This is a genomic window from Streptomyces sp. NPDC048606 (genome assembly GCF_040650855.1).
Taxonomy (GTDB): Bacteria; Actinomycetota; Actinomycetes; order Streptomycetales; family Streptomycetaceae; genus Streptomyces.
In genome coordinates this window covers 210609-232126 of record NZ_JBEZIB010000009.1, presented here as the reverse complement: position 1 = coordinate 232126, position 21518 = coordinate 210609, and the positions used below count along the sequence as shown (strand labels likewise).

Annotated in this window: 18 protein-coding genes; 13 read left to right on the top strand and 5 right to left on the bottom strand. The window is 75.5% G+C overall.

Annotation, left to right across the window (positions count from 1 at the left end; translation table 11 throughout):
• Nucleotides 1-2: 2 nt before the first annotated feature.
• The 6 genes from AB0D01_RS12765 (at nt 3) to AB0D01_RS12740 (ending at nt 7348) form a co-directional block, all read left to right on the top strand.
• Complete coding sequence (locus tag AB0D01_RS12765) at nt 3-1304, top strand: O-antigen ligase family protein (RefSeq protein WP_363055180.1); 1302 nt, start codon at nt 3-5, stop codon at nt 1302-1304.
• Nucleotides 1301-3250, top strand: coding sequence for a lipid II flippase MurJ (locus tag AB0D01_RS12760; RefSeq protein ID WP_363055131.1), 1950 nt, complete (start codon nt 1301-1303; stop codon nt 3248-3250). The genes AB0D01_RS12765 and AB0D01_RS12760 overlap by 4 nt, the downstream gene beginning before the upstream one ends.
• Nucleotides 3240-4016 carry a polysaccharide deacetylase family protein gene (locus AB0D01_RS12755; RefSeq protein ID WP_363055130.1) on the top strand — a complete coding sequence of 259 codons (777 nt, stop codon included), beginning with the start codon at nt 3240-3242 and terminating at the stop codon, nt 4014-4016. The genes AB0D01_RS12760 and AB0D01_RS12755 overlap by 11 nt, the downstream gene beginning before the upstream one ends.
• Complete coding sequence (locus AB0D01_RS12750) at nt 4013-5341, top strand: glycosyltransferase (RefSeq protein WP_363055129.1); 1329 nt, start codon at nt 4013-4015, stop codon at nt 5339-5341. Before AB0D01_RS12755 ends, AB0D01_RS12750 begins: the two co-directional genes overlap by 4 nt.
• A 106-nt stretch (nt 5342-5447) precedes the next feature.
• Nucleotides 5448-6209, top strand: a complete 762-nt coding sequence (locus AB0D01_RS12745; protein WP_363055128.1) for a lipopolysaccharide biosynthesis protein — start codon at nt 5448-5450, stop codon at nt 6207-6209.
• Nucleotides 6206-7348, top strand: a complete 1143-nt coding sequence (locus tag AB0D01_RS12740; RefSeq protein ID WP_363055127.1) for a GNAT family N-acetyltransferase — start codon at nt 6206-6208, stop codon at nt 7346-7348. The genes AB0D01_RS12745 and AB0D01_RS12740 overlap by 4 nt, the downstream gene beginning before the upstream one ends.
• A gap of 5 nt (nt 7349-7353) precedes the next feature.
• Here AB0D01_RS12740 and AB0D01_RS12735 read toward each other — a convergent pair whose 3' ends face one another.
• Nucleotides 7354-8937: a glycosyl hydrolase gene (locus tag AB0D01_RS12735; RefSeq protein WP_363055126.1), complete on the bottom strand. Its 1584-nt coding sequence runs from the start codon at nt 8935-8937 to the stop codon at nt 7354-7356.
• 294 nt (nt 8938-9231) lie between these two features.
• On the opposite strand from AB0D01_RS12735, the gene AB0D01_RS12730 reads away from it, so the two are divergent.
• From AB0D01_RS12730 to AB0D01_RS12710, 5 genes are all read left to right on the top strand, one after another.
• Nucleotides 9232-10683: an ATP-grasp domain-containing protein gene (locus AB0D01_RS12730; protein ID WP_363055125.1), complete on the top strand. Its 1452-nt coding sequence runs from the start codon at nt 9232-9234 to the stop codon at nt 10681-10683.
• Between the two features lie 55 nt (nt 10684-10738).
• Nucleotides 10739-12025, top strand: coding sequence for an NAD(P)-binding domain-containing protein (locus AB0D01_RS12725; RefSeq protein WP_363055179.1), 1287 nt, complete (start codon nt 10739-10741; stop codon nt 12023-12025).
• A gap of 24 nt (nt 12026-12049) precedes the next feature.
• The gene (locus AB0D01_RS12720) at nt 12050-12304 is read left to right on the top strand and encodes a hypothetical protein (protein ID WP_363055124.1); all 255 of its coding nucleotides are present in this window, start codon (nt 12050-12052) and stop codon (nt 12302-12304) included.
• A 240-nt stretch (nt 12305-12544) separates the two neighbouring features.
• Nucleotides 12545-14665 carry a SpoIIE family protein phosphatase gene (locus tag AB0D01_RS12715; RefSeq protein ID WP_363055178.1) on the top strand — a complete coding sequence of 707 codons (2121 nt, stop codon included), beginning with the start codon at nt 12545-12547 and terminating at the stop codon, nt 14663-14665.
• A gap of 106 nt (nt 14666-14771) precedes the next feature.
• A complete protein-coding gene (locus AB0D01_RS12710; protein ID WP_363055123.1) occupies nt 14772-14939 on the top strand; it encodes a hypothetical protein in 168 nt (55 codons plus the stop codon).
• A gap of 102 nt (nt 14940-15041) precedes the next feature.
• Here the strand turns inward: AB0D01_RS12710 and AB0D01_RS12705 are convergent, their stop codons facing one another.
• Entirely contained in the window at nt 15042-15503 is a 462-nt protein-coding gene (locus AB0D01_RS12705; RefSeq protein ID WP_363055122.1) for a DUF6299 family protein, read from the bottom strand.
• A 202-nt stretch (nt 15504-15705) separates the two neighbouring features.
• Here AB0D01_RS12705 and AB0D01_RS12700 point away from each other — a divergent pair, with 202 nt between their 5' ends.
• Nucleotides 15706-16329, top strand: a complete 624-nt coding sequence (locus AB0D01_RS12700) for a hypothetical protein (protein ID WP_363055121.1) — start codon at nt 15706-15708, stop codon at nt 16327-16329.
• A 57-nt stretch (nt 16330-16386) separates the two neighbouring features.
• The gene (locus AB0D01_RS12695; protein WP_363055120.1) at nt 16387-16881 is read left to right on the top strand and encodes a DUF5949 family protein; all 495 of its coding nucleotides are present in this window, start codon (nt 16387-16389) and stop codon (nt 16879-16881) included.
• Between the two features lie 180 nt (nt 16882-17061).
• On the opposite strand, the gene AB0D01_RS12690 is transcribed toward AB0D01_RS12695, so the two are convergent.
• The 3 genes from AB0D01_RS12690 to AB0D01_RS12680 all read right to left on the bottom strand — a co-directional run bounded on the left by AB0D01_RS12690 (nt 17062) and on the right by AB0D01_RS12680 (nt 21473).
• Nucleotides 17062-18351: a cytochrome P450 gene (locus AB0D01_RS12690; RefSeq protein WP_363055119.1), complete on the bottom strand. Its 1290-nt coding sequence runs from the start codon at nt 18349-18351 to the stop codon at nt 17062-17064.
• A gap of 236 nt (nt 18352-18587) precedes the next feature.
• Complete coding sequence (locus AB0D01_RS12685) at nt 18588-19760, bottom strand: low temperature requirement protein A (RefSeq protein WP_363055118.1); 1173 nt, start codon at nt 19758-19760, stop codon at nt 18588-18590.
• A 96-nt stretch (nt 19761-19856) separates the two neighbouring features.
• Nucleotides 19857-21473, bottom strand: a complete 1617-nt coding sequence (locus AB0D01_RS12680) for a CbiX/SirB N-terminal domain-containing protein (RefSeq protein ID WP_363055117.1) — start codon at nt 21471-21473, stop codon at nt 19857-19859.
• Between the last annotated feature and the right edge of the window lie 45 nt (nt 21474-21518).

The following is a 21518-nucleotide window of genomic DNA, read 5'->3' as shown; positions in this document are numbered from 1 at the left end:
CCCTGCGCCGGCACTGGCCGCTGCTGCCGCTCGCCGCCACCGTCCTGTTCCTCCTCGCCCCCCTGCCCGCCGGCGACGCGACCGCCTCCGGCAAGGTCGGCCCCGCCGACGCCGCCTCGCTCGTCCTCGTCCTCGTCTGCGCGGCGCAGGCCCTGCGCGGACGCGTGCGGACCCTGAGCCCGCTCGGGGTCCTCGTCCTCGGGGCGCCCGCCGCGGGGCTCGCGGTCGCGACGATGACCGCCGGGGACCCGTACGCCGCCCTGCCCGGCTTCGTGCGCTACCTCCAGGTGTTCGTCCTCGTCCCCGCCGCCGTGGTGCTCCTGGTCCGCGACGCCCGCGAGTTCCGGCTCGCCGCCGGGTGCTTCGTGGTGCTCGCGCTGGTCCAGGGCGCCGTGGGCGTCGTGCAGTACGCCACCCACACCGGAGCCTCCTACCAGGGCGAGGACGTCCGCGCCGTGGGCACCTTCGGCCCCGGTGACGTCATGGGCATGGCCACCGTCGTCGCCTACGGACTGGTCGTCGCGACCGCCGCCGCCCTCGCGCCGGGACTGTCGCGGCGCCTGCGGCGGGCCGCCGGCGCCTCGGCACTGGTCCTGGTGGTGCCGCTCGTGCTCTCCTTCAGCCGCGGCGCCTGGATCGCCACCCTCGGCGCGGCCGTGCTGGTCATGGCGATGGCCGGCATCCGCCGCGCCCTGAAGGTCCTCCTCGCCCTCTCCGCCGCCGGCGTGGTCCTGGTCGGCGGCCTCGGCGTCGGCTCCGAGATGGTCGCCGAACGCCTCACCTCCATCACCCAGGTCTCCAGCGCCCCCGACCAGTCCGTCACCGACCGCTACACCATGTGGGCCGCCGCCGGCTCGATGTGGCGCGAACAGCCCGCCGTCGGCGTCGGCCTCAAGGGCTTCCCCGCCCACCGCGACGGCCACTCCTCGATCGGCCTCTCCGCCGGCAGCGACACCGCCGGCGCCGGCCAGGCCTTCATCAAGCAGCCCCTGCTCTCCCCGCACAACATGTACCTGCTGATCCTCAGCGAACAGGGCCTCATCGGACTGACCGCCCTCGCCGGCGGCTGGCTCGCCCTGCTCGTCGCGGGCCTGCGCCGGTACGCGAACGGCACCGGCGCCGCCCGGGACTGCGGGCTCGTCGCCACCGGGCTGTTCGCCTGGCAGCTGATCGACTTCCTCTACGCGGACATCGGCGGCCCCTCCACCGTCCTCACCGGCGTGATCATCGGACTCGCCGCCTGGTGGGCCCTGTCCTGCGCCCCCGCGGGCCCCCACCCCGCCGACGGGCCGGCGGTCCGGTGACGGACACGACCCCCTGGCGGCGGCCCGCGGCCGCGGCGACCGACGTCGCCGCGGCTGCGGGCCGTTCGGCCGGCGGCCCCGCCGCCCCCGCCGGGGACCCCCGCACCGCCGAGCGGACCGCCCCGACGGCCCCCGCCGCCACCGACACCGCCCACCCCGCCCCGGGCCGCCCGGCCGCACCCCTCGGCGCCCCCGGGACACGACCCGCCGCCGGCGCCGGGATCCGCGCCGACGCCCCGCCCGCCCGCGCCCGCGCCGGCCGCCCCGCACCCGCCGACCCCGAACCCCCCGACGCGGAAGGCGACGCACCCGCCCCGCTCGGCCGCTTCCTCGCCAAGGCCGCCGCCGTCACCGCCGGACTAACCGCCGCCGGCGCCGTCCTCGGACTCCTGCGCGACCAGACCATCGCCCACCTCTTCGGCGCCGGACACGACAGCGACGCGTTCCTCATCGCCTGGACCGTCCCCGAGATGGCCTCCACGCTCCTCATCGAGGACGCCATGGCCCTGCTGATGGTCCCCGCCTTCAGCCACGCCCTCGCCCGCCGGGCCGCCGGCCGCGCCGGCCTCACCCGCAAGGAGGCCCGCGAACGCGACCCCGTACGCCTCCTCGTCGCCGCCACCCTGCCCCGCCTCGTCGTCTTCCTCGCCGCCGTGGCCACCGTCCTCATCGTGGCCGCGCCGCTCGTCGTCACCGTCCTCGCACCCGGCCTGCCCGACCCCGAACTCGCCGTCCAGTGCACCCGCCTGACCGCCCTGACCGTCCTCACCTTCGGGATCGCCGGCTACTTCAGCGCCGCCCTGCGCGCCCACCGCTCCTTCCTGCCCCCCGCCGCGATCTACGTCTCCTACAACATCGGGATCATCGCCACGATGATCACCCTCCACCACCTGTGGGGGGTCCGCGCCGCCGCCGCCGGCGTCGCCGCCGGCGGACTGCTGATGGTCCTCGTCCAACTCCCCGCCTTCGTGCGCAACGTCGGCTTCGGACCCTCCCGCACCGGCGGCGCGGCGCCCCGCAGCCAACGCGACCGCGACCGGCCCACCCTCCTCGCCTTCGGCCTGATCGCGCCCGTCATCTTCTTCGCCGTCTTCCGCCAGTCACAGGTCCTCGTCGAACGCTTCCTCGCCGCCTCCCTGCCCCCCGGCGCCATCTCGCACCTCAACTACGCGCAGAAGGTCGCGCAGATGCCGATGGTGCTCTCCCTGATGATCTGCACCGTCACCTTCCCCGTCGTCGCCCAGGCCATGGCCGCCGGGGAACGCGACAAGGCCCGCCGCCGCGTCGAACAGGACCTCGCCCTCGCCGCCCTCGCCGTCCTGATGGGCAGCGCCCTCGTCATCGGCTACGCGCCCCAGATCATCGAGGTCCTCTTCGAACGCGGCGCGTTCACCGCCGAGGACACCCGGGCCACCGCCGGCGTCATGCGGGTCTACGGCCTCGGCCTCCTCGGCCACTGCCTCGTCGGCGCGCTCTCCCGGCCCTTCTTCTCGACCGCCCGGCCCACCTGGTTCCCGGCGCTCGCGATGGGCGCCGGGCTGCTCGTCAACATCGCCGCCGGAGCCCTCGCCGTCGGCTGGTGGGGCACCTACGGCATCGCCGCCGCCAACGCCCTCGCCATCACCACCACCGCCGTGCTCCTCCTCACCGGACTCGGCTCCCGCATCGTCGCCATCCAGGTCCGCAGGGTCGCCGTCAGCATCGGCCGGCTCGCCGTCGCCGCCGCGACCGCCTGCGCCACCGGCTGGATCGCCGGCCCCATGATCCCCGACCCGCTCCTGAGCGCCGCCCTCGGATGCCTCCTCGTCCCCGCCATGTTCGGAGCCACCGGGATGGCCATACGGGCCCTCGAAGTCACCGCCCTGTCCGACCGCGTCGACCGGCTCGCCACACACACCGCCGGCCGGCTCACCCAGCTCACCCAGAGGTTCCGCAATGTCCGCTGACACCGACACGGCCCCCGCCGCCGTCGCCGGCCCCGCCCGCCGGACCGCATCACCGTGGGTCCTGATGTACCACTCCGTCGCCGAGTTCACCGACCCCGCCGAGGACCCGTACGGCATCACCGTCACCCCGGCCGCCCTCGAAGCCCAACTGCTGTGGCTGCGCTCCCGCAAACTGCGCGGGGTCTCCGTCGGCGAACTGCTGCGCGCCCGCGCCGCCGGCCGGGCCCGCGGACTCGTCGGCCTCACCTTCGACGACGGCTACACCGACTTCCTCACCCACGCCCTGCCCCTGCTGCGCCGCCACGACTGCACCGCCACCCTCTTCGTCCTGCCCGGCCGGCTCGGCGTCGACAACGTGTGGGACCCGCTCGGCCCCCGCAAACCCCTCCTGACCGCCGAGCAGATCCGCGAGGTCGCCGCCTCCGAAATGGAGCTCGGCTCGCACGGCCTGCTCCACCAGGACCTCACCGCCGCCGGCGACGACGTGCTCGGACAGGAACTGCGCGGCAGCCGCGACCTGCTGCGCGAACTGACCGGCACCCTCCCCGAGGGCTTCTGCTACCCCTACGGCCACCTCGACGCCCGCGTCGTCGACGCCACCCGCGCCGCCGGCTACACCTACGCCTGCGCCATCTCCCCCGGCCGCCTCGCCGGCCCCCACGCCCTGCCCCGCACCCACGTCAGCCAGGCCGACGGCGGCGGCCGCCTGCGGATCAAGGAACTGCGCCACCGGACGCGCGAACAGCGGCGGGTGATCCTGCCGTGAAGGCCCTGCACATCATCACCGGCCTCGGTGTCGGCGGAGCCGAACAACAACTGCGCCTCCTGCTCCGCCACATGCCCATGACCTGCGACGTCCTGACGCTCACCAACCCCGGCCCCGTCGCCGAGGGACTGCGGGCCGACGGCGTCCGCGTCGTCCACCTCGGCATGAGCGGCAACCGCGACCTCGGCGCGCTGCCCCGCCTCGTCGGCTTCATCCGACGCGGCCGCTACGACCTCGTCCACACCCACCTCTACCGGGCCTGCGTCTACGGGCGCCTCGCGGCCCGCCTCGCGGGCGTACCGGCCATCGTCGCCACCGAACACTCCCTCGGCGAGGGCGAGATCGAAGGCCGCCCCCTCACCCGCGGCGTACGCGCCCTCTACCTGGCCGGCGAACGCCTCGGCGCCGCCACCGTCGCCGTCTCCGACACCGTCGCCGGCCGGCTCGCCGACTGGGGCGTGCCCCCCGCCCGCGTCCACGTCGTCCCCAACGGCATCGAGGCCGCCCGGTTCCGCTTCGACGAGGGCGTACGCCGTGCCACCCGCGCCCGCACCGGCCTGCCCGAACGGGCCTTCGTCGTCGGCGGCGTGGGACGCCTCGTACCCGGCAAGCGCTTCGACGTCCTCGTACGGGCCGTCGCCGCGCTCCCCGGCGCGCACCTGCTGCTCGCCGGGGACGGACCGGAGCGGGCCGCGCTGCGCTCGCTCGCCGCCGAACTGGGCGCCCAGAGCCGCATCCACCTGCTGGGGGAGCGGGACCCGCTCGGCGACAGCCCCGACGGGCGCACCCCCGGCATCCCCGCCCTGCTGGCCGCCATGGACGTCTTCGTCTCCCCGTCCAAGGAGGAGGCGTTCGGACTCGCCGTGGTGGAGGCTCTCGCCGCCGGCCTGCCCGTCCTGCACGTCACCTGCCCCGCCATCGACGACCTGCCCGCCGCGCAGGCCCCCGGCGCGCGGCGGATCGGCACCGGCACGGAGGAACTCGTCGCCGCCCTGCGCGGGCACATGGAGGCGGGCGCCCGCCGGCTGCCGCCGCCCCCCGTCGCCCGCCGCTACGACATCGCGAGCAGCGCCCGGCGCCTGCTGGACGTCTACGCCCTCGCCCTGCCCGCGCCCGTCCCGGGCACGACCCCGGACCGGGAGCCGGACCGGGAGCCGACGACGCCGGCCGGGGACGGCGGCTCCGTACCGGCGCCCGCCGGCGCACCCGCCCCCGGCGCCGGCCCCCTCACCACCCCCCTCTGCGCGTCCGCGTCCGCGCCCGACGGGGACGCGGCGCCCGCCGAGACCGACGCCGGGGCGCGCACACCGGCCCGGGGCGCCTGAACCCCACCGCCACCGCCCCACTACCGCCCCGCCACCCCCCCCCGCCCGGCCCGGAGCCGGCCGGGAGACCGACGAACTCCCCTCCACCCAGGAAGCGAGCACGCACATGGCCGACACCGTCGACACCGACAAGCCCGAGCCGAAGAAGGCCGAACAGAAGAGGACCGAGCAGCGCCGGTCCGACCACCGCTCCGGCAAGCGGCGCGGCCTCCTGCCGCCCCCCGCCTGGTGGCCCCTGCCCGCCTGCGCCCTGCTCGGGCTGGCCGCCGGCGGCGCCTACGGGGTGCTCAAGGCCCCCGAGTACGCCGCCACCAGCTACGTCGTCGCCGTCCCCGACGAAACCACCGAACCGGCCACCGCCCTCGGCTTCGCACAGGCCTACGCCCGCATCGCCACCAGCAGCTCCACCCTCGCCTACGCCCAGCCCCGCGCCGGCATCCCGGCACGGACGCTGCGCACCCAGGTCCGCGCCGAGACCTCCCCCGAGTCCCCGATGATCGCCATCACCGGCACCTCCCGCAGCGCCGGCGAGGCCGCCGACATCGCCAACGCCGTCGCCGACGCGCTGTCCCTCAGCAGCAACCAGGCCGCCAAGAACACCGGCGTCCAACTGCTGCTGTTCAACCAGGCCGTCGCCCCCTCCGAGCCCGCCTCCCCGTCCGCCGCCATCAGCGCCGCCGTCGGACTGTGCGCGGGCGGCCTGCTGGGCGGCCTGTGGCTGCTCGCCCGGCCCACCGCCCGCCGCAGGCCCGAGCAGGGCGCCGGGCGGCAGGAGTCGGACGGGCAGCGCACCCCCGTGGGGGAGTACGCCTCCCTGCCCGCCCAGGGTGAGCACTCCGAGACCAAGGAGAAGGAGTCCGTGCGATGAGCGGGGGCTCCGCCGGGGCCCTGTCGGTGACGCTGTGCCGCGACCCCCGGCAGTTCGCCGCGCTGGAGGAGCCGTGGACCCGGCTCGTACGCGGCTGCCCCACCGCCACCCCCTTCCAGAGCCACGGCTGGCTCCACTCGTGGTGGCTGTCCTACGGCAAGGAGGGCCGACTGCGCCTCCTGCTCGTGCGGCGCGGCGACGAACTCGTCGGCGCCGCGCCGCTCATGCTCGTCCACCGGCCGCTGCCGCGCCTGGTGCCCCTCGGCGGCCCGATCACCGACCACTTCGACGTGCTCGTCGCCGCCGAGCACGCCGACCAGGTCGTGCCCGCCCTGGCCCGCGGGCTGCACCGGGCCGCCCGGGCCGCCGTCGTCGACCTGCGCGAGGTCCGGCCGGGAGCCGCCGCCGAAGCGCTGTACGAGGCGTGGCCCGGGGCGCGCGGCCGGCTGGCCGACTCCACCTGCATGGAACTGCCCGTGCTGCCCTTCGACGAGCTCGTCAAGCGGATGCCCGCCTCGGGCGCCCAACGGGTGCGCGCCAAGCTGCGCAAGACCGACGCGGCCGGCATCGAGGAGCACGACGTCACCGAGGAAGAGGTGCCCCAGGCCGTACGCACCCTGCTGCGGCTCCACGAGAAGCAGTGGCGCGGCCGCGGGGTGACCCCCGAACACCTGCGGCCCCGCTTCGCCGAACACCTCACCCGCGCCACCCGCCGCATGGTGCGGACCGGCGAGGGCCGGTTGACGGAGTTCCGGCTCGACGGGAAGGTCGTCGCGGCCAACGTCACCCTGCTGTCCGCGGCCTTCAGCGGCGGCTACCTCTACGGGGCCGACCCCGACCTGCGCGGCCGCAAGGTGGACGTCGCCACCCTGCTGCTGCGCCACGAGGCGGGCCGGGCCTTCGCGGAGGGCCGGGGCGTGGTGAGCTTCCTGCGCGGCAACGAGCCGTACAAGAACCACTGGCGTCCGCAGACGGTCGTCAACCGGCGACTGTTGCTGGCCACGCACGCGCTCGCGCCCCTGCTGCGGCTGCACGAGTCGCAGATCACGGGGCGCGAGCGGGCGGTGGACGCGCTGCGCGAGGCGCTGCCGGCCGCCCGGGACTGGCGGGCGCGGCTCAACGAACTGCGGGTGCGATGACCCGGCTAGAAGGGCCAGAAGTCGAAGTCGTCGCCCCAGTCGAGCTTGAAGCAGACGGACTGGTTGCCGACCAGCCCGGACATCCACTCGCCGAAGTTGAGCGGCACGCACCACTGGGTGCCGTTGGTGGGCGGCCGGGGCGGGGCGGGCGGCTGGGGCGGCTCCGGCAGGGGTACCGGGGTCGGGGTCGGCGGGGCGGGGGCCGGCGGGAACACCGGCGGCACCGACACGTCGGGCTTCGGGGTCGGGGTCGGGGTCGGCTCCGGGGCGGGGGCCGGCTCCTCGGGCAGGGGTTCGACGGGCGGGACGCTGACCTCGGGCTCCGGCAGCGGCTCCGGTCCCGGGTCCACGGGCGGCAGGGACGGCAGGGGCTGTGCGGGGGGCTCCGGCACCGGCGTGGGAGCCGGGGCGGGCGTGGGCACCTCGGGCGCGGGCACTTCGGGCTTGGGTACCTCGGGCGCGGGCACCTGGGGGGTCGGCACCTGCGGGGTGGGGACCTGGGGCGTCGGGACCTGGGGGGTCGGGACGACCGGCGGGGTGGGCACGACCGGCGGCGTCGGGACCACGGGCGGCGTGGGCACGACGGGCGGGGTCGGGTCGACCGGCGTCGGGACCTGCGGGGTCAGCGCGTCGCGGAAGACCTTCGAGGACTGCGGGTTCGCCTTGCACTGCCACACGCCGTGCGGGCAGTAGTCCGTGATGGTGTGGTAGATCGGCTTGTGCTGCTCGATCCACTTCAGCATGCGCCGCACGTACTCCGGGTTGTCCCCGTTGCGGAACAGCCCCCACTCCGGGTAGGAGATCGGCTTCCCGTGCGCCTTCGCGAAGTCGACGTGCGCCTGGAGCCCGTACGGCTGGGCGACCTGCTCGTCGAAGGTGCGGCCCGGAGCCTGGTCGTACGAGTCCATGCCGACGATGTCGACGAAGTCGTCGCCCGGGTAGCAGCGGGTCCAGGCGATGTTGTCCGTGCCCCGGCTGGGCGCGAAGTCGAACCGGAACTCCTGGCCGGGGACGGCCCGCATCGTGGTGACGATCCGCCGCCAGTACGCCTTCCAGTTCTCCGGGTCCGGACCGCAGCGGTGGGTGTAGGTGGTGCCGTTCATCTCCCAGCCGAGCACGATCACCGTGTCCGGCACGCCCAGCGACACCAGCCGTTCGGCGAGCCGGCGGAAGTGGTGGTCGTACTGGCCCTCCGCGCCGGCCCGGATCAGCTGGGCGACCTGGTAGTCCGGCACCCGGGCCTCGTTGCGGGCCTGCATGGGCACGTTCAGGACGAACATCCTGTCGTCCTCGGCCTGCCGCCAGGCGGCCCAGGACGACAGGAAGTTCACGTTGCCCTCGATGGCGGGCCACACGTCGCCGGGCAGATACGTGTGCCCGACCCGGATCTCCCGGCCGCCCAGCCAGCTCGACAGGTTCGGGATCCGGGCGACCCCCGCCGTCCCGGAGTCGAGGAAGGCCCCCATCGCGATGTCGGAGCCCTTCGACGCCTCCTCCTCCGGTGCCGCGAGGGCGGCGCCGGTCGCCAGGATTCCGGCCGTGACCGTACCGACGCAGGTGCTCGCCAGTCGGCGGTGTGGTCTGGGCATGGCGTCTCCCGAGCGTTCCTGAACCGGTGTGCTTGCCACAGACGTTAGGCATCAGATCCGACTAATGGCCTGTTCGCCGGCCGCTGCGTAGGCCATTAGCAGGTGCCCCTCCATCCCGCTTGGTCCGACTAGGTGAAAGACACCGTTCCCATGCACGCGTTCGACGGCCATGTGCCCGCTGTCCTGCTCAGACTCGATCGCAATCCGTTCCACCACGGAACCCTCGGCGCCGTCAGATCCCTGGGGCGCAGGGGAGTGGAGGTCCATGCCGTCGTCGAGGCCGGGGGAGGTCCCGTGGGGCGTTCGCGCTATCTGCGCGCCGTGCACACCGGGCCCGACGGAGGACTCGACCCCGAGGCCCCGCAGGCCCTGCTGGAGTGCCTGACCCGGGTCTCCGAACGGATCGGCCGGCCCGCCGTCCTCGTCGCCATGGACGATCTGAGCGCCATCGCCGTGTCCCGCGTCGGGGCGGGGCTGACGGACCGTTTCCGGATCCCCCATCAGCCCGACAACCTGCCCGCCCGGGTGGCCGACAAGGCCGAACTGTCCCGCCTGTGCGCCCGCTGGGGCGTCCCCCACCCCGAGACGGTGATCCCGGCGAGCGGCGCCGAGGCGGCCGAGGCCGCCTGGCGGCTGGGACTCCCGGTGGTCGCCAAGTGGAGCCGGCCCTGGCTGCTGCCCGCCGGCGCCGGACTGCGCAGCACCACCCTCGTCCACAGCACCGGCGAGGCGCGCGGCCTGTACGAACGCTCCGCCGAGGCCGGCAGCCGCCTGCTGCTCCAACGCTTCCTGCCCGCCGGAGGGGACACCGACCGGTTCTTCCACGGAGCCTTCGCCCGGGGCGGGCGCCCCCTGCTCACCGGATCCGGCCGCAAGGAACTGTCCTGGCCCGTGCGGACGGGGCTGACCGCGGTGGGCCGCTGGCTGCCCGACCCGGCGGTGGAGGAAGCGGGACTGCGGCTCGCCGAACGGCTCGGCTACCAGGGGATCCTGGACCTCGACTTCCGCCGCGACGAACGCGGCACCTTCCGGCTCGTGGACTTCAACCCCCGCCCGGGCGCCCAGTTCCGACTGTTCACCGACGATTCCGGGCTGGACGTCGTCCAGGCCATGTACCTCGATCTGACGGGGCAACGGGTCCCGGAGCCGACCGGAGGCCCCGGGCGGCTCTTCGTCGCCGAGAACTACGCCCTGCTCGCCGCCGTACGCGGACGCTCGCTGCCGCGCCGGCACGCCCCGGCGCCCCGGACGGACGCCGCGGGCGGGTCTGGCGGGTCGGGTGGGGCGGGCGCTTCGGGTGAGGGCGCGGCGCGGGTCCCCGTGGTGCCGGCCGGGCGACGCCCCGGCCCGGGGCCGGACGGGCCGCCGCGGGGCGGCGTACGACCGGCCGGCGCGACCCCCGCGAAGGCCGGGCCGGCGCGGACTCCCGACCCGGTGCGGCGGGGACGTACGGAGGCGGCCTGGTTCGCCGCCGACGACCTCGCGCCGTTCCTCGCGATGCTCGGCGCCTTCCTCGGGCGGGGCCTGGGCAAGGGCGCGCGCGCCCTGCGGGACGTGCCCGCGCAGGGTCGGCGTACGGCCCGGGCGGTACGCACCCCGCGCCAACGCGGCGGCGACGAGGCGGTGGGCGGCGGCCCTGCGGCGGCGAGCGCTTCCGATCGGGCGGCGGGCCCGGACCGGCCGGCGCCGGGCCGGCCCTCGGGGGCGACCCGTCCGGCCGAACCGGACGAGCTGGTCAGCCGGTGAGTGCCGCCCGACCCCCGATGGACCGTGACGAGCTGGAGGAAGACCCGTGACGCGCATGGACGATCTCGTGGTGATCGGCGCGGGCCCGTACGGCCTGTCGATCGCCGCGCACGCGGCCGCGGCCGGGATCGGCGTACGGCTGCTGGGGCGCCCCATGGCCTCCTGGCGCGACCACATGCCCGAGGGCATGTACCTGAAGTCCGAGCCCTGGGCCTCGAACCTGTCGGCGCCCGGCGGCCGGCACACCCTGGAGGAGTTCTGCGCCGCCCGGGGACGGCCCGCCGTGCACGGCAGGCCCCTGCCGATCGGCACCTTCAGCGAGTACGGGCTCTGGTTCGCCGCCCGCGCCACCCCCGAGGTCGAGGAGGTGACCGTCACCGAGGTCGCCCCGCAGGGCGAGGGGTTCCTCGTCCGCACCGCCGAAGGCCCGCCGCTCGCCACCCGGACGGTCGCGCTCGCCGTCGGCGTGATGCCGTTCACGCACAGCCCCGAGGCGCTGCGGGAGCTGCCGCCCGGCCACTGGTCGCACAGCAGCGGCCACCGGGACCTGACCCGGTTCGCCGGTCAGGACGTCGCCGTCCTCGGAGCCGGCCAGGCCGCCCTGGAGACCGCCACCCTGCTCGCGGAGGCGGGGGCCCGACCGTCCCTGGTGGCCCGCAGAGCGCGCCTGAACTGGAACACCGTCCCGCAACCCCTGAGCCGGCCCCCGCTGCGGGCCCTGCGCGAACCCCACAGCGGGCTGGGCACCGGGTGGCGCAGCTGGGTGTGGGCGGAGCTGCCGTGGGCGGTACGGCACCTGTCCGCGGCGCGGCGGGAACGGATCGCCGCGACGGCCCTGGGGCCCGCCGGGGCGTGGTGGCTGCGGGAACGCTTCGAGGGGCGGGTGCCGGCGCTGCTGGGCCACCGGCTGCGGCGGGCGGTGGCGGCCGAGGGCGGCCGGACCCGCCTCGGGCTGACCACCGCCTCGGGGGAGTCCCTCGTCCTGGACACCGGGCACGTCATCGCCGCCACCGGTTTCGCCCCGGACCTGCGCCGGCTGGCGCTGCTCGACGCCGGACTGCGGGCCGCGCTGGCCACCGTCGGGGACGGGGGGACGCCCGAGCTGGGGCCCGGTTTCGAGTCGTCGTGGCCGGGACTCTTCTTCGCGGGGCTGCTCACGGCTCCCTCATTCGGCCCTTCCATGCGATTCGTGCACGGTGCGGGGTTCACGGCGGGGAGACTGGTGAAAGGAGTCCGGGGGCGCCTCGGCGCCCGGGGACCGCTGCCGGGCTCCACCGCCGGCGCCCGGCAGGACCGGGACGCCGCCGGGCAACCGAATCCGAAGACGACGTTTCTACGCTGACATCCACCGTGAGAGGGGTCCGCGATGGGCGCGGAGCGAGCACAGGGCGGCCGTGGCTGGGTGCGCATCCCCGCCAGCCGCGCGGAGCAGTCCCCGGCGCGACCGGCGGCGCCGGCGCCGCCCGGGCCGGGGCCCTTCGCGGCCTTCGGCTCCGGCGATCAGGCCGCGATCTACCTGTCCCTCGTCAAGCGCTGGCGGGAGGCCGGACGCACCCTTCCGGGGCATCCTGACGAGGAGTGGGAGCGGCTGATCTCCCAGCCGTGCTGGCCCGGCCGTTAGGTGGTGTGACTCGTGGCAGCGGCGGAGCACGACGGGCCGGAGCGCGAGCGGCCGGAGCAGGGCCGACCGGGGCGCGACGCGCCGCCGGCGGGTGAAGCACGGGCGGGCGGGGAAGCCACGGCGGAAGCGGCGGCCACGGAGGGCGCCGCGGAGGCGGCGGAGGCGGCGGGAGCCGCCGTGTCCCCGGACCCGGCCGCCGGGGCCCCCGCGCCGGAGGGCGCGGACGCCGGGTCCGGGCCGCTGACCGGACCCGGGGAGCGGCTCGCCCTCAACGGCATGGGCAGCTTCGAGTGGGACCTCGTCGGCGGGACCCTGAACCTGGACGAGGCCGGGATGGCCGTCTTCGACCTGGAGCCGGCGGAGTTCGACCGGACCCCGGAGGGCCTCGGCCTGCGAATCCCGGCCGACGACACGGCCCGCCTTGCCGACACCGTGCTCGGGGTCCTCGACGGCGGCGGGAACACGTACGGCTCGTACTTCACGGTGCGCCGGCGCGACGGCGTCGACCAGTGGACCCACACCCAGGGCCGGGTGCTGCGCGATCCCGACGGGCGCGCGCGCCGGATCGTCGGCATCGTGCGCGACGCGACCGCCGAGCTCGCCCACGCCACCGTGCTGCGCAAACTGGAGTCCGCCCGCGCCCAGCAGGCCACCATCGTGCAGCGCACCACCGAGGCCCTGTCGCGGGCGGTGACCGTGGACGACGTGACGGCCGCCCTGACCGGCGCGGGAGCGCTCGAACGCCTCGGCGCCGACGGACTGGCCCTCGGCCTCGTCGAGAACGGCGCCATCAAGATCATCGCCCTGAGCGGCGAATCCCTGGAGATCCTCAGCGAACGCCGCTTCACCCGCCTGGACGGATCCCTGCCGCTGTCCCAGGCCGTGATCACCAGGAAGGCACGTTTCGCCACCTCCCTCACCGACCTCGCCGGCGAGTTCCCGCTGCTCGCCGACTACCTCAACCGCATCCGCTTCGACGCCGCCGCCTACCTGCCGCTCATCGCCCAGGCCAAGGCCATCGGCGGCCTCGTGCTCTTCTACCGGCGGCGCACCGACTTCAGCCCCGAGGAACGCAACCTCTGCCTCGGCCTCGCCGGCATCGTCGCCCAGTCCCTGCAACGGGCCCTCCTCTTCGACCAGGAACGCGAGTTCGCGACCGGCCTCCAGGCCGCCATGCTGCCGCGCCGCATCCCCGACATCAGCGGCGGCGAGATCGCCGTCCGCTACCACTCCGCCTGGAGCGGACGCGAGGTCGGCGGCGACTGGTACGACGTCATCGCCCTGCCCCGCGACCGCGTCGGGATCGTGGTGGGCGACGTACAGGGCCACGACACGCACGCCGCGGCCATCATGGGCCAGCTCCGCATCGCCCTGCGCGCCTACGCCGGCGAGGGCCACCCGCCCTCCACCGTCCTGGCCCGCGCCTCCCGCTTCCTCGCCGAACTCGACACCGAGCGCTTCGCCACCTGCATGTACGCCCAGGTCGACCTGGAGACCGGCGGCGTACGGGCGGTCCGCGCGGGCCACCTCGGTCCGCTGATCCGGCACACGGACGGCCGTACCGGCTGGCCCAACGTGCGCGGCGGCCTGCCGCTCGGACTGGCCTCCATGTTCGAACAGGAGGACTTCCCCGAGACCCGACTCGACCTGGTCCCCGGGGAGACCCTCGTCCTGTGCACCGACGGGCTCGTCGAGGAACCCGGCACCATCATCACCAGCGGCATGGACGCCCTCGCCCACGCGGTGCGCAGCGGCCCCCAGGAGGCCGGCGCCCTCGCCGACCACCTCTCCGACCGGCTCTGGGAGCGCTGGGGCTCCGGTGACGACGTCGCCCTGCTCGTCCTGCGCCGCGCCCCCGACCCGGGCACCCACCGGGCCCCCCGCATCCACCAGTACGTCCACCAGGCCGACCCCGAAGGCCTCTCGGAGGCCCGCTACGCGCTGCGGCAGGCCCTGCGCGACTGGGGCATGCCCGAACTGGCCGACGACGTGGAACTGGCGGCGGGGGAGCTGCTGGTCAACGCCCTGCTGCACACCGACGGCGGAGCGGTGCTGACCATGGAGGTGCTGCCCGAGCCGGTGCGGCGGATCCGGCTGTGGGTCAAGGACCGCTCCAGCGTGTGGCCGCGCAGGCGCAGCCCCGGCGAGGCGGCCACCACCGGGCGCGGGCTGCTGCTCGTGGACGCCCTGGCCACGCACTGGGGCGTGGAGTCCCGGGGTGACGGCAAGGCCGTGTGGTGCGAGTTCGACGCGGCGGGTGCGGCGGGTGCGGCGGGTGCGGCGGGTGCGGCGGGAGCTGCGGGGGCGACCGGTTCGGCGGGTGCGGCGGGCGGTCCGCGCGGCCCGCTCGGTTCCTGGTGAGCGCGCCCGGTCGGCTCCCGAGGGTGAGCGGGGCCTCACTCCCGGTTGTGGGCGGGCGGGCGCGGGGTGATGATGCGGCCATGGAAAGGATCTGTGGGGACGTGCGGTGCGCCGCCTGAGCCGGGGCGCGATCACCGGCCTGCTGGCGGCCCTGCTGCTGGTGGCCGGGGTGCCGAAGGTCGTGGACTGGACGACGGGCCGGCCGCACGCGGACCCCGGGTGCCAGACGGTGGCGTTCATGTCGATGACGGGCGTCGCGCCCGAGTGCCGGTAGCGGCGGCTACCGGACTGCGGGACGTGCGGGGCCTGCGGTGCGTGCGGTGCGCGTGGGGCCCGCGGGACGTGCGGTGCGTGTAGGGCCCGTGGGGCTGCCGGACTAGCGGAGCGAGTGGCTCAGGGTGACCTCCCGGCCGTCCTCCGCGAGGTTCGAGGCGTGCACCGCGCGCGGGATGAGCCCGGTGCCCGAGGTGCCGACCCGCTGCAGACGCGTTTCCGCGCGGGCCGCCCCCGGATGCACGCCCGGCGTCATGCGCAGGGTCCCCGAAGCCGTCCACTCGTGCTCCTCGCCGTCACAGTTCGGGGCCTGGTCACCGCCGAAGGTGAGGCGGGTCCCCTCCTGGATCAGCGTCGCCGAGATCTGAACCGTCCCCACGGGTGACGCCGGTGCGCACCGGTAGGTCCCGGAAAGGGTGACGGTGTTGTCCGGGTTCAGGTGCGCCTCTTCCCGTACGGAAATCCCATTTCCGTACGCGGCCGCCCCCGCCGGTGTGGTGAAGGCGGTCGCGGCGACCACCGCGGAAAGCGCCGCAAGGGTCAGTCGGGATACGGAAACGGCCATGGTTCCTCCAGGTTGACGCGGTATCTGCCCGCTCGGGTGGGGGTGACGGATTTCGTCGGCGGAACCCGTCGCAAGGCATTGTGGGGGCAGTTGCGCGGCAAGTGGCCGCGCGTGCTCGTGTCGGTGTGTGCAATTCCCCGCTCGGGCGCGTGAGACTGGCCGGAATAATCCCCGCGCCGAAGATCCCCGAAGGGGTTCCCGTATGCGTCAGTCCGTTTCCGCTTTCGCCTCCGCCGCCGTCCTGCCCCTCCTGCTCCCCGCCCTGCTGTTCGGCGCCACGGCCTGCTCCGGCTCCTCCGAGGGAGCGGCGGTGGCCCCCGCCGCCGTGCCCGCCGTCCCGGTCGACGACGCGGCCCCGGGCGCGGAGGCGGACCCGGCCGCCCCCGAGGGTGCGGCGGCGCGCCCCGGCGCGAAGGATGCCCACGTGGGTGACTCCGTACGGGTACGGGGGCGGCAGGTGGGCCGCCACCTCCAGGTGGTGCTGGCCGCGTTCGTGGACCCGGCCGTCAGCGTCGAGAAGAACTTCGTCCCGCCCGCCGGCAGGCGCTGGGTGGCCGCCTCGATGTCGTTCGTCAACGTCGGCGGGGCCTCGTACGGGGCGCTCGGGCGCATGTGGGCGTACGACACCGCCGGCAAGCGCCACCCCGCCGTGCGCACCGGGGAACTCACCACCGGCAAACCGCTCGTCTTCGATTCCCTGGAGGTCGGTGAACGGGCCGAAGGCTGGGTCGTGTTCGAAATCCCGGAAAACGTGCGCATTGCGCGCCTCCAGTACGTGGACGCGAACATGCAGGCGAATTCCGGAGGTGGATTCTGGGCGGTCTAGCCCGCCCGGGTGAAAGGCCGTGAAAGGGTCGGGGCCGCGGCCACTAAGGTGCGGCGCATGACTTCAACGCAAGCCGAGACCGACCGTTCCCAGCTCGGCACCCTTTCCGTGCTCGCCTGGATCGGAGACCCCTCCGAGGGCCACGACATGCCCTACCTCCTCGCCTACCCGCTCGGCGACGGCCCGCAGGGCCCGCAGGGCTCGGAGGGGGCCGCGCGCGGCCTGCTGGCGGACATGGGCCTGCGCATCGGCGACGTCGTCGAGGACGGCACCGCCAACCCGCACAAGTTCCAGGTCAAGGTCGTCCTCGCCGACAACCAGATCGCCCTGACCCTCCCCGGCCTGAACGTCACCTGCACCGCGCCGGACGAGTGGGTGGAGGCGGCCCGCGAGAGCGGCCGCGCGTACTTCCTGTTCTCCACGCGCTCCTGGCCCGAGGCCGTGCCCGGCAAGCCCGTCACGGAGGAGGCCCTGCGGGAGTTCGCCGGCGACGAGGCGGTGCTGAACGACTGCGCCCACTGCCTCGTCACGGTGCAGAGCCTGCAGAAGTAGCGGCCGCGGCCGCACGGCGCCCCCCGCCGCCCGCGCACGCACTCCGGCCGCCGGGCCCCCAGCCTGCCCGGCGGCCGGTTCCGTCGGTCGGCCGCCTCGCCGGTTCCGGTGGCCTGTTCCGCCGGCCTGTTCCCGGCCCGTTCCGGCGGCCGGGGCGGGTGGTGGGGCCGGGCGGCGGAGTCAGGCGGTGGGCTGTTCGAAGGCGAACCGCAGCGAGCGGACGCGGTTGTCGAAGTTGGACCCCGCCAGATCCGGCAGCCCCACCGCGCGCAGCCCCACGGGCCGCGTCAGCAGTTCCCGGAACAGCGCCTTCATCTCCACCCGGGCCAGGTGCGCCCCCAGGCAGAAGTGCGGCCCGCCGCCGCCGAACCCCAGGTGGGGGTTGGGGGAGCGGGTGATGTCGAAGGCGTCCGGGTCGGGGAAGACGGCCTCGTCGCGGTTGGCGGAGGCGTAGTACAGAACCACCTTCTCGCCGGGCAGGAACAGCCGCCCGCCCAGAGTGTGTTCGGCGATCACCGTCCGGCGGAACTGGATGATCGGCGTCGAGTGCCGGATCATCTCGTCGACGGCACCGTCGGCGTACTTCTCGAAGTCCGAGAGCAGCAGGTCCCGTTGGTCGGGGAAGTCCGTCAGCAGGGTCAGCCCGTGGGTGATCGCGTTCCGGGTGGTCTCGACGCCGGCCACCATCAACAGGCTGAAGAAGGCGCCGAGTTGTCGGGCGCCGAGTGCCTGCCCGTCGACGTCCGCGCGGACCAGCGCCGAGATCAGGTCGTCGGTGGGGTTGCGGCGCCGTTCCCGCCCGATCCCCGCGACCATCCGCTGCATGCGGGCCAGCGCCCGCAGCCCGCGCCCCGGCATCCGCAACCGGGACGCCAGGCCCCGCTCGACGCCGATGTTCTCCGAGGCGTGGTCGACCCGGGCGGCGATCTCCGCCCGGTGGCGCTGCGGGATCCCCATCATGTTGCAGATGACCTCCAGCGGCAGTCGGGAGGCCACCGCCGAGACGAACTCGTCGGGCCGTTCCGCCAGTACGTCGTCCACGATCCGGGCCGCGACCGCGTGGATGTCCGCCTCGGCCGCCGCCAGCAGCCGGGGCGTGAACGCCCGCTGCACGATCTTCCGCAGCCGGGCGTGGTCGGGGCCGTCCAGGTTCACCATCGAGTCCCCGAACAGGGCCCGCACCCAGCGGGCCGGCTCGGGCGTGGTGACGCCGGGGGCGCTCGCGAACACCTTCGGCAGTCGGCTCGCCTCCTGCACGTCCGCGTGCCGTACGAGGGCCCAGTGGCCGGCGCCCTCGGGGACGAACACCGGGGAGTCCAGGGCGCGCAGACGGGCGAAGGCCGCCAGCCGGTCGGCGGGGGGCCGCTGCCAGAAGCCCGGCTCGGCCAGTTCCCGGCCGGGGCCGGACGCGGCGTCGGGGCCGGGGTCGGCGCCGGGGTCGGGCAGGTGTCGCTGGGCCGGGAGTGTCATGGGCGTCGCTTCTTCCTTCTGTCGCTCGCCGCCGGCCTTCGCTCGCCGCCGGAACGCCGCCGCCCTCGCGCCGGCCGCTCGCGCCGGCGGGGGTCGACCGGGAGGCCGTGGGTGCGTGATGCGTGGTGCGTGGTGCGTGGCGTCCCGTGCTGGAGAACGGTGGGGGCGGCGCCGGGGTGACGGTCCGCGCGGTGACGGTCCGCGCGGCCCCGGTGGCCCCGGTGGTTCCGGTGGCCTCAGTGGCCGGTGAGGGGGCCGCCCGCCGGCCGGCCGCGTACCGCGAGGGTCATGCCCACGATGACGGAGGCCGTCGCGACCAGACCCGCGTACAGGACGGCGTACGGGCCCGCCCACGTGCAGGCCAGCAGCGCGAGCGCGGTGACCGGCAGCACCAGCTGCTGGGCCGCCCCGCGCTTGAAGTGCCGCGAGTGCAGCAGCCACACCATCAGCAGGAACACCGCCGAGGGGACGGTGACGGCGGCGTTCGCGGCGACCTGCGAGATGTGCGCCTTGCCCACCGCGTGCTCGACCGCCACCTCGATGCCCGCTCCGATCGCCGCACCGGACGCGAAGATCAACAGGTGGCCGTAGCCCCACGGGATCGCTTCCCGGTTGCTGGTCAGCCGCTCGTGCATCGGCACCGCGAAGTAGATCCACCACGCGGCGAAGACGATCAGGAGCCCACCGGCGGCGATCGGCAGCAGCTCGCCGAGGGCCTCGTTCTCCTCCAGCGCCGACTTCACCGCCACCGTGCTCGCCGCGATCGTCTCGCCCAGCACGATGATCGTGAACAGGCCGTACCGCTCCACGATGTGGTGGGCGTGCCACGGCGTCTGGTGGTGCCGCTCCGCCAACACCGGAACCATCAGTTCCGCGCAGACCAGCACCAGGAACAACCACCGCTTGAGGTCGTTCGGCGCGAACAGCAGCGCCACCCAGCCCGCCTGGCAGATCACCAGACCCGCCGCGTAGTGCAGCGCCGCCGTCCGGGCCCCGCCGCTCTCGCCGGCCGCCGCCCGCAACCACTGCGCGGTCAACGCCACGCGCATGATCAGGTAGCCGATGACGGCCACCGTCCAGTCGTTCTCGTCGAACGCGCGGCTCACGCCCGCCGCGTAGACCAGCACACCGGCGATCTGGACGAGCGTCGCGATCCGGTACGGCACGTCGTCACAGTCGTAGGCGGACGCGAACCACGTGAAGTTCATCCACGCCCACCACACCCCGAAGAACACGAACGCGTAGCCGATCACCCCGGTCCCGGGATGCCCCTCCGCCAGCGCATGCACGAGGCGCTGACCGGCCTGCGCGATCGCGACGACGAAACAGAGGTCGAAGAACAGCTCCAGCGGGGTCGCCGCCCGGTGGTCCTCGTCGCGACTGCGGGCGGTCATCGGTACGTACGTCATACCGCCCAGCACAGCAGTGCCCGCGAGGCTACGAGGCGAGGCGCGCGGCTCGGAGCGCCCGCGTACCCCGGGCGGAGGCTCCCCGGCGTGCTGTCGTCAATCTCCCGTCTGCCCCGCGACGCCCGGTACGCGCTCTCGCCGCACCGGACGGGGGCCCGCGTACGTCCCGGTGCGCGGGCTTCCCTCCGGCGCGCCGAGAGCACGCACCGGACGCCGTGGGGCCGCCCTGCGGGCGACGACGGGAGTTCGACGACAGGCCATGGCCGACGCGTACCGCTCCAGCACCAGGCGCGCGATCCGCGGATGGTCGGCCAGCGGATCGGAGACCACCCACGCACCCGCCCCGGCCAGGGCGCGCGTGAACCGGCCCGGGGCCAGCAGGTGCGCCGCCACCGCGATCCGCTCGTGGCCCGCCGCGCGCAACGCGGCCACCGCCTCGGGCACGGTCGGCCCGGCCGAGGTCAGGTAGGCGACCACCACGGGAACGACGCGGGCGGTGGGGGCGCCGGGGACGACGGGAGCGCCGGGTGTGACGGGAGTGCGGGGGGTGACCGGAGTGCCGGGCACGACGGGAGCGCCGGGTGTGATCGGAGCGCTGGGCATGACGGAAGTGACGTGAGCGACGACGGCGCCGGGGGTGACCGCAGCGCCGGGCACGACGGGAGCGCCGGCGACGACGGGAGCGCCAGCGACGACGGGAGCGCCGGGGATGACGGGAGTGACGTGCGCGACGGGGGAGGCGGGAGCGATGGGACCGGTCGGCGCGCCCGCGCCAGCGTCCGCCCCGCGCGGGAAGCACCGGCCGGACACCCCCGCCGGACCCGAGCCCGCTGTGCCAACCGGACTCGAGCCCTGCGGGACGGCCGGACCCGGGCCCTGCGGGACGGCCGGACCCGAGCCCGTTGTGCCAGCCGGACGCGAGCCCTGCGGGACGGCCGGACCCGGGCCCGGCGGGCAGGCCGGACCCAAGCCCGGCGGGACCGCCGGATCCGGACCGGTCAGGTCCGCCATGCCCACAGGGCCCGCCTGGCCGGCCGGGACTCCCGGGCCGCCCAGCTCTGCTGTGCCCGGCAGCCCCGGCAGCCCCGGCAGCCCCGGCAGCCCCGGCAGCCCCCGCAGCCCCGGCAGCCCCGGCAGCCCCGGCGGGCCCGACAGGACTCCCGGCCCGGACGGGATCGCGGGGTCGGGCGGGGTGGTCGGGGAGGGCGGGCCGCTCGGGCGGCGCGGGGCGGTCGGGCGGGTCGGCGCGGACGGCGGGCGCCCCGGGGCACGGTCGTACGCGAGCAGCGCGGACAGCCGCTCCGTACAGTCCCGCGTACCGGCGTCGCCGCCCGGGCGGGATGAACCCGCGCCGGCCACGACCACCGCGTCGGCCCGCTCCAGGCCGCCCCGCCGACGCTCGGCCTCCCGTAGGCGTTCGTAGAGGGCGAGCGCCACCTCCCGCTCACCGCCGAGGCCCTCCGTCAGCACGCAGTCCGTCCCCTCCAGCACCCGCGGGACGTCCACCCGACGGTGGTAGCCGTCACCGAGCAGCAGCGGCACCACCACCGCGTCCGGATGTTCCCGGACGACCTCGGCGAGCGACGGCCGTTGCACGTCCAGGTGCCCCACCAGCGGGCGGACCCCGCCGCGCGCCTCGATGAGGGCGCAGAGCCGGGCGATGGCCGCCGCGGCGGCCGGGACCGCGCTGCCGTGCACGGCGAGTACGAGCATGGGGTGCCTCCGGCGACCGGGCCCTCGGCGGACGCCCCCGCGACG

What these genes read in the sequence shown, in the direction of transcription:
- AB0D01_RS12700 (WP_363055121.1), top strand. Translation starts at nt 15,706, where the DNA reads ATGCGTCAGTCCGTTTCCGCTTTCGCCTCCGCCGCCGTCCTGCCCCTC.
- AB0D01_RS12740 (WP_363055127.1), top strand. Translation starts at nt 6,206, where the DNA reads ATGAGCGGGGGCTCCGCCGGGGCCCTGTCGGTGACGCTGTGCCGCGAC.
- AB0D01_RS12755 (WP_363055130.1), top strand. Translation starts at nt 3,240, where the DNA reads ATGTCCGCTGACACCGACACGGCCCCCGCCGCCGTCGCCGGCCCCGCC.
- AB0D01_RS12745 (WP_363055128.1), top strand. Translation starts at nt 5,448, where the DNA reads ATGGCCGACACCGTCGACACCGACAAGCCCGAGCCGAAGAAGGCCGAA.
- AB0D01_RS12705 (WP_363055122.1), bottom strand. Translation starts at nt 15,503, where the DNA reads ATGGCCGTTTCCGTATCCCGACTGACCCTTGCGGCGCTTTCCGCGGTG.
- AB0D01_RS12695 (WP_363055120.1), top strand. Translation starts at nt 16,387, where the DNA reads ATGACTTCAACGCAAGCCGAGACCGACCGTTCCCAGCTCGGCACCCTT.
- AB0D01_RS12690 (WP_363055119.1), bottom strand. Translation starts at nt 18,351, where the DNA reads ATGACACTCCCGGCCCAGCGACACCTGCCCGACCCCGGCGCCGACCCC.
- AB0D01_RS12735 (WP_363055126.1), bottom strand. Translation starts at nt 8,937, where the DNA reads ATGCCCAGACCACACCGCCGACTGGCGAGCACCTGCGTCGGTACGGTC.
- AB0D01_RS12685 (WP_363055118.1), bottom strand. Translation starts at nt 19,760, where the DNA reads ATGACGTACGTACCGATGACCGCCCGCAGTCGCGACGAGGACCACCGG.
- AB0D01_RS12725 (WP_363055179.1), top strand. Translation starts at nt 10,739, where the DNA reads ATGGACGATCTCGTGGTGATCGGCGCGGGCCCGTACGGCCTGTCGATC.
- AB0D01_RS12680 (WP_363055117.1), bottom strand. Translation starts at nt 21,473, where the DNA reads ATGCTCGTACTCGCCGTGCACGGCAGCGCGGTCCCGGCCGCCGCGGCG.
- AB0D01_RS12720 (WP_363055124.1), top strand. Translation starts at nt 12,050, where the DNA reads ATGGGCGCGGAGCGAGCACAGGGCGGCCGTGGCTGGGTGCGCATCCCC.